At 69.6% G+C, this 6,846-nt stretch carries 7 protein-coding genes; 6 read left to right on the top strand and 1 reads right to left on the bottom strand.

The genetic code is table 11. The features are described from left to right. From H0523_RS25690 to H0523_RS25680, 3 genes are all read left to right on the top strand, one after another. The coding region (locus H0523_RS25690; protein ID WP_180180191.1) for a serine hydrolase at positions 1 to 864 on the top strand (864 nt) is incomplete at its 5' end. Between the two features lie 38 nt (positions 865 to 902). Further along, on the top strand, positions 903 to 1,730 hold the full coding sequence (locus tag H0523_RS25685) for an OXA-364 family class D beta-lactamase OXA-455 (protein ID WP_054428802.1): 828 nt from the start codon (positions 903 to 905) through the stop codon (positions 1,728 to 1,730). A gap of 13 nt (positions 1,731 to 1,743) precedes the next feature. After that, complete coding sequence (locus H0523_RS25680) at positions 1,744 to 2,898, top strand: acyltransferase family protein (protein ID WP_082404299.1); 1,155 nt, start codon at positions 1,744 to 1,746, stop codon at positions 2,896 to 2,898. On the opposite strand, the gene H0523_RS25675 is transcribed toward H0523_RS25680, so the two are convergent. Further along, the gene (locus tag H0523_RS25675; RefSeq protein WP_054428803.1) at positions 2,876 to 4,501 is read right to left on the bottom strand and encodes an NRAMP family divalent metal transporter; all 1,626 of its coding nucleotides are present in this window, start codon (positions 4,499 to 4,501) and stop codon (positions 2,876 to 2,878) included. The two genes, H0523_RS25680 and H0523_RS25675, sit on opposite strands and share 23 nt — an antisense overlap. A gap of 416 nt (positions 4,502 to 4,917) precedes the next feature. Between H0523_RS25675 and H0523_RS25670 the strand changes: the two genes are divergently transcribed. The 3 genes from H0523_RS25670 to arsB are packed head-to-tail and all read left to right on the top strand — an operon-like array spanning position 4,918 to position 6,844. After that, entirely contained in the window at positions 4,918 to 5,244 is a 327-nt protein-coding gene (locus H0523_RS25670) for an ArsR/SmtB family transcription factor (RefSeq protein WP_054428804.1), read from the top strand. Positions 5,245 to 5,259: 15 nt separating this feature from the next. After that, complete coding sequence (locus H0523_RS25665; protein WP_054428805.1) at positions 5,260 to 5,760, top strand: arsenate reductase ArsC; 501 nt, start codon at positions 5,260 to 5,262, stop codon at positions 5,758 to 5,760. A 4-nt stretch (positions 5,761 to 5,764) separates the two neighbouring features. After that, entirely contained in the window at positions 5,765 to 6,844 is a 1,080-nt protein-coding gene (gene arsB, locus H0523_RS25660; protein WP_054428806.1) for an ACR3 family arsenite efflux transporter, read from the top strand. Positions 6,845 to 6,846 lie beyond the last annotated feature (2 nt).

Here is a 6,846-nt window from a genome sequence, read left to right as displayed (position 1 = left end):
CGTCCCGACACGCTCGCCGCCCGCCGCGCGGTGGCCCTGCCCGTGCTGGCCATGTCGTGCGCGCTGGCCGGCTTCGGCGCCTGGTCGGCGCTGACGACGGGGCCGGCGCAGCCGCTGTCCGCGCAGCAGGCGCAACGCCTCATGGCGCGCCTGCCCGCGGTCCAGGCGCTGATCGCGGCCAGCGGCGCCTCCCACGTGCTGGTGCTGGACACCCGTTCGGGCGCGACGCTGCTCGGCCGCGCCGAGAACGACGCCGTGCCGATCGCCTCGCTGACCAAGCTGATGACCGCCATGGTGGTGCTGGACACCGCGCCGGACCTGTCGCGCGCCATCCGCATCGATGAGCGCGACGCGCGCGCCACCGCCGCGGGCGCCGCCTCGCCGCTGCCGGTGGGCGCCAGCGTGACGCTGGACACGTTGCTCAAGCTGGCGTTGATGGCCTCGGACAACCGCGCCGCCCACGCCCTGGCCCGCACCTATCCGGGCGGCGAGGCGGCCTTCGCCCAGGCCCTGCGGCGCAAGACCGCGGCGCTGCATCTGGAACACACCACGCTGGAAGAGCCGACCGGCCTGTCGTCCGCCAATCGCGCCAGCGCCGCCGACGTCGGCCGCATCGTCAGCGCGGCCGCCGCGTATCCGCAGATCGCGCGCGACACCACCACGCCCGCCGAGACGGTGGCCGCCGCCGGCGGCTCGCTGCGCTATCGCAACACCAATCCGCTGGTCGGCGCGCAGGGCTGGGACATCCGCCTGTCCAAGACCGGCGCCTCGACCGAGGCCGGACGCTGCCTGGCCATGCGCATCCACATCGACGACCGCGACCTGACGCTGGTCCTGCTCAACGGCCGCGCCGACCGCGCCTGAACGCACTTTCCGTTTTTCCCCACCACGCTTCATCGATCATGACCGTTCGACGTTTTTCGTGCGCCCTGGGCGCAGCCCTTTCCCTGTCCGCGCTGGCGGGCGCCCCCGCCCGCGCCGCGGTTTTGTGCACCGTGGTGGCCGACGCCGCCGACGGCCGCATCGTGTTCCAGCAAGGCACGCAGGCGGCCTGCGCCGAGCGCTACACGCCGGCCTCGACCTTCAAGCTGCCGATCGCGCTGATGGGCGCGGACGCGGGCATCCTGCAAGGCCCGCACGCGCCGGTCTGGAACTACCAGCCGGGCTACCCCGACTGGGGCGGCGACGCCTGGCGCCAGCCGACGGATCCGGCGCGCTGGATCAAGTATTCGGTGGTCTGGTATTCGCAGCTGACCGCCAGGGCGCTGGGGCAGGAGCGCTTCCAGCGCTACGCCTCGGCCTTCCAGTACGGCAACGAGGACGTCTCGGGCGAGCCCGGCAAGCACAACGGCCTGGATGGCGCGTGGATCAACTCGTCGCTGCGCATTTCGCCGCTGGAGCAACTGGCGTTCCTGCGCAAGCTGGTCAACCGGCAATTGCCGCTCAAGCCCGCGGCCTACGATCTGGCCGAGACGCTGTTCGACGCCGGCGAGGCCGGCGGCTGGCGCCTGTATGGCAAGACCGGCACCGGCTCGCCCGGCGGCAACGGCGTCTACACACCGGACAACGCCTACGGCTGGTTCGTCGGCTGGGCGCGCAAGGACGGCCGCCAGCTGGTGTTCGCCCGCCTGCTGCAGGACGAGAAGGCCACCAGGCCCAACGCCGGCCTGCGCGCCCGCGATGACCTGATGCGCGACTGGCCGGCCATGGCCGACGCGCCCCGCCAGTAGGCCGGCGCCGAGCATGAACGCCGCCCCCCGCGATGACGCCATCGACATGCTGCGCGGCCTGTCGATCCTGCTGGTGCTGCTGCATCATTTCAACATCGCCTATCCGCTGCGCGACACGGCGCCGGCCGGGCTGCCCGGCTGGCCGCTGCCGCTGGCGCTGGCGCGCAACGGCAATTACGGCGTGACGATCTTCTTCGTCATCTCGGGGTTTCTCATCACCCGCAACGCGCTGGAGCGCTGGGGCCGCCTGGACGCCATCCGGCCGGCGCCGTTCTGGCGGCTGCGCGTGGCGCGGCTGCTGCCGACGCTGGCATTGACGCTGGCGGCGGTGGACGGGCTGGCGCTCGCTGGCCTGCCGCTGTTCGGCAACCGGGCCGGCAGCGCGGTCTCGCTCTGGACCACCAATGCCGCCGCGCTCGGCGCCTGGATGAACGTGCTGGTCATCCGCGAAGGATGGATCAACTACGCGCTGGGCGTGATGTGGTCGCTGTCGGTGGAGATGGCCTTCTACCTGCTGTTTCCGCTGGCCTGCGCGCTGCTGCGGCGCGAGGCGCGGCTGGCGCTGCTGGCCGCCGCGCTCGTGATCGCCGGGCCGCTCTACCGGCTGGCCCACCAGGGAGACAGCGAGGCCTACCTGTATGGCTACCTGGCCTGCTTCGATGCCATCGCCATCGGCTGCGTCGCCGCGGCGCTGTCGCGCGGCCGCGCATGGCCGGCATCGCGCTGGCCCGGGATCCGCCCGCTCGTCGGCAGCGCCATGGCGCTGCTCTACCTGGCATGGCCGATCAGCCAGAGCAACGTCCTCGGCGCCAGCGCCATGGCGCTGGGCGCGGCCCTGCTGCTGCCGGGCCAGCCCGCGACGGGGCCGGCCGCGCCCGGCCTGGCGCGGCGCGCGCTGATGCGTTGCGGACGCGACTGCTACGAGATCTACCTGCTGCATCTGCTGGTGCTGGGCCTGCTGCGCACCTGGCTGCCCGCCGCGCAAGCATCGGGCGACGCCCGGCTCGGGCTGCTGCTGGCCTACTTCGGCGGCGCATGCCTGCTGGGCGCGCTGGTGTCGCGCCATTACTCCACGCCCCTGAACCGGCGCCTGCGGCAATGGCTCGGCGTCGCGCCGGCCGGCCCGCGCCAGCCGGCTGGCGACCTCAGCCCGCGGCGACCTCGATGACCTTGTAGATCACCATGCCGACCGCGACCACCAGATAGGTCCGCAGCACGCCCATCCACAGACGGTTGGAGAACGACAGCGAGAGCGGCTTGAGACGGTGCAGCGGCGGCATGCGCCAGGTATCGCGGTCACCGCGGCGCAGCACGCTGGCCGCCTGGCTGCGGCCCGCGCCCCGCGCAACGAGCTGGGACGCGAACACCACGCCGGCGCCGATCACGCTGCCGCCGGCCAGCACCATCGTGATCGCGCGACCGGAGATGTCCGGCCACATCACGGCGGCGGTGAGGATGATGGACAGCATCACCAGCACCGACACGATCACGCCGGTGAACAGGTTGGTGAAGCGCGTGTTGACCCACGGCCCCAGCACTTCCTTGTCATTGCACAGCAGCAGCAGGAACACCGAGGCGCTCGGCAGCAGCACGCCGGCCAGGGTCTGCACCGCGTTGGTCAGCACCCCGAGCGGCACGCCCGGGATCAGCACCAGCGCCGCGGCGCCGGCGATCAGCAGGCCGTAGATGGCGTAGAAGGCCTTGGCGTCGGTCGGCTTGCGATGCAGCGAGTGCTTCAGGCTCAGCACGTCGGCCACCGCATAGGCCGTCGACAGCGACACGGCCGCCGCCCCGATCAGGCTGGCATCGAGCAAGGTCACCGCGAACAGAATGCCGGGCAGCCGGCCGTGATAGTTGGCGATGGCGGTGGCCACCGCGCCGGCATCCTCGAAGTTGCCGAACTCGGGACGGCCCGCGAAGGTGGCGGCGGCGACGGCGATGATCGCCACCGCGCCGATCACCACCAGCACGATGCCCAGCCACAGGTCGGCGCGCTCGTAGCGGATGAAGCGCGGCGTCACGCGCTTGTCGATGACGTAGCTCTGCTGGAAGAACAATTGCCACGGCGCCACCGTGGTGCCGACGATGCCGATGATGAGCAGCATCACGTCGCTGAGCTTGCCGTCCTTCGGCAGCCCGGGCACCAGGAAGTCGAAGCCGATCTGCGCCACGGGCGGATGCACCATCAGCAACAGCGGCACCAGCAACAGGCTGCCGAACACCAGCACCAGCGAGAACCGCTCGAACCGGCGGAAATCACCGGTGCTGACCGCAATCATGATGAGGGCCGCGGCGCAGACCACGCCGAGCAGTTTCGGTATCCCCAGGAAATCCAGGGCCAGCGAGATGCCGATGAATTCCGTGACGATCGTCAACGCGTTCAACACGAACAGATCGATGGCGCTGAACGCGCCCCAGAACTTGCCGAACCGCTCCAGGATCAGGCGGGCATGGCCCACGCCCGTCACCGCGCCCAGGCGCAGCACCATCTCCTGGTTCACATACAGCACCGGCACCAGCAGCGCCAGCGTCCACAGCAGGGTGGTGCCGTAGTTCTGGCCCGCCTGCGCATAGGTGCTGAACGCGCCGGCGTCGTTGTCGCCCACCATGACGATGAGGCCAGGCCCCAGGATCGCCAGCAGGGTCCGGAACCGGTGCCACCAGTTCCTGCGTTTTTCAATATCGCCTTCCTTGATGGTGCCGAAGGCGCCTCGGATATCGCCAATATGCGCGTCGTCCAGGACGGCCGCGTCTTTCACTTTGTTCTGCATGAATCCAGTTCCTGATCATGTACTGCCAGTCATAGCCATTGCCTGGTCATGCGAACACGTTCATCCGCCACGCCGAAGGAAGACCCGTGGGCTCCTTTGCGTCGCGCAGGCGATCACGGACCCACCCCGGCCGCGCGGCGCGTCCATCGACGCCGGCGGACCGTGGAGGGATTCCACGCCCCGGATGACACCATGCCGAAAGTCTCCGCATTCCATGGCATCGAAATCGATAAGTCGCTACTGTCGGGGTCTGACATATCCCTCCTTCCTCTTGAGTTGGCGCGATTAAAAACCTTGGAGTGACTCTAAGGTCAAGGCCCGGCGCGCGCGGCATGACAGCTGTCGCCGCGCGGCCACAAGCCTTTGCCATAAAAGAAAAATCCACAATAATTCAATAATCGTTGTATTATCGAATCATGAATGAAGACCAAGCCATCTCCGCCCTCGGCGCCCTCGCCCATGCCCAACGCCTGCGCACCTTCCGCGCGCTGGTCGTGGCCGGCCTGCCCGGCCTCACCCCCAGCGTTCTCGCGGACCAGCTGGGCATCGCCCGCAATGCGCTGTCGTTCCACCTGAAGGAGCTGGCGCACGCCGGCCTGGTCACGGTCGAACAACAGGGCCGCAACCTGATCTACCGCGCCGACTACTCGCGCATGAACGGCCTGCTTGGCTATCTCACCGAACACTGCTGCCAGGGCGCCCCCTGCGACGTCACCGATCCCGGCGCCTGCACCACCTGCTGATCAGGAGTTATCCCCATGTCATCCGTTCCCTTCAACGTGCTGTTTCTCTGCACCGGCAATTCCGCCCGCTCGATCCTGGCCGAAGGCCTGCTCAGGGGCCTGGGCGGGGAGCGCTTTCGCGCCTACTCCGCCGGCAGCGCGCCCAAGGGCGAGGTCCATCCGCTCGCGCTCGCCACGCTCCAGACCTATGCATTGCCGACGGACGGCTACCGCAGCAAGCCCTGGGACGAATTCGCCGGGCCGGGCGCGCCGGCGATGGACTTCATCATCACCGTCTGCGACAACGCCGCCGGCGAAGCCTGCCCCGTCTGGCCGGGCCATCCGGCCACGGCGCACTGGGGCGTTCCCGACCCCGCGGCCGAAACCGGCGACGAGGCCCGCCGCCTGAAGGCCTTCCACGACGCCGCGCGCACGCTCAAGCGCCGCATCGAACTGTTCCTGTCCCTGCCGCTGGACAAGCTCGACGCCCTGTCGCTGCTGGCCGAGCTGCGCGGCATCGGCGCATCGCGGGAGTAAAGCCATGTCGCTCTCCAGACAGCAGGCGCCCGCCCGGCGGCCGCCCGCGGGGTTGAGTGTTTTCGAACGCTATCTCACGCTCTGGGTCGTGCTCTGCATCGTGCTGGGCATCACGCTGGGGCAGCTCATGCCGTCCCTGTTCCAGGCCATCGGCCGGCTCGAAGTCGCCCAGGTCAACCTGCCGGTGGGGTTGCTGATCTGGGTGATGATCGTCCCGATGCTGCTCAAGGTCGACTTCGGCGCGATGGGCCAGGTCGGCCGCCACTGGCGCGGCATCGGCGTGACGCTGTTCATCAACTGGGCGGTCAAGCCATTCTCGATGGCGCTGCTGGGCTGGCTGTTCATCCGCCAGGTGTTCGCGCCCTGGCTGCCGGCCGACCAGCTCGACAGCTACATCGCCGGCCTGATCCTGCTGGCCGCGGCGCCGTGCACCGCCATGGTGTTCGTCTGGAGCCGGCTGACCGGCGGCGACGCGACGTTCACGCTGTCGCAGGTCGCGCTCAACGACACCATCATGGTGTTCGCCTTCGCGCCCGTCGTCGGCCTGCTGCTGGGCCTGTCGGCCATCACCGTGCCGTGGGACACGCTGCTGGTGTCGGTCGGGCTGTACATCGTGATTCCGGTCATTCTCGCGCAGCTGTGGCGCCGCGCGCTGCAACGGCGCGGCCAGGCCGCCTTCGACGCGGCCCTGGCCCGGATCGCGCCGTTCTCCATGGCGGCGCTGCTGCTGACGCTGGTGCTGCTGTTCGCCTTCCAGGGCCGCGCCATCCTCGCCCAGCCGCTGGTGATCGCCATGCTGGCGGTGCCGATTCTGATCCAGGTGCTGTTCAATTCGGGCCTGGCGTACTGGCTCAACCGCCGCGTCGGCGAACGCCACGAGATCGCCGGTCCGTCGGCCTTGATCGGCGCGTCCAACTTCTTCGAGCTTGCCGTGGCGGCCGCGATCAGCCTGTTCGGCTTCCAGTCCGGCGCGGCGCTGGCCACGGTGGTGGGCGTGCTGATCGAGGTGCCGGTGATGCTGCTGGTGGTGCGCGTGGTCAACCAGAGCAAGGGCTGGTACGACGCCGGCCCGGGACGGCGCTGAGC

The organism is Achromobacter insuavis, from assembly GCF_902859645.1.
GTDB lineage: Bacteria > Pseudomonadota > Gammaproteobacteria > Burkholderiales > Burkholderiaceae_B > Achromobacter > Achromobacter insuavis.
The sequence above is the reverse complement of the archived record's forward strand: the minus strand, read 5'-3'. Positions and strand labels throughout refer to the sequence as shown.

Bases quoted from the DNA above. Each gene is read 5' to 3' on its own strand.
- H0523_RS25685 (WP_054428802.1), top strand. From the start codon at position 903: ATGACCGTTCGACGTTTTTCGTGCGCCCTGGGCGCAGCCCTTTCCCTG.
- H0523_RS25680 (WP_082404299.1), top strand. From the start codon at position 1,744: ATGAACGCCGCCCCCCGCGATGACGCCATCGACATGCTGCGCGGCCTG.
- H0523_RS25675 (WP_054428803.1), bottom strand. From the start codon at position 4,501: ATGCAGAACAAAGTGAAAGACGCGGCCGTCCTGGACGACGCGCATATT.
- H0523_RS25670 (WP_054428804.1), top strand. From the start codon at position 4,918: ATGAATGAAGACCAAGCCATCTCCGCCCTCGGCGCCCTCGCCCATGCC.
- H0523_RS25665 (WP_054428805.1), top strand. From the start codon at position 5,260: ATGTCATCCGTTCCCTTCAACGTGCTGTTTCTCTGCACCGGCAATTCC.
- arsB (WP_054428806.1), top strand. From the start codon at position 5,765: ATGTCGCTCTCCAGACAGCAGGCGCCCGCCCGGCGGCCGCCCGCGGGG.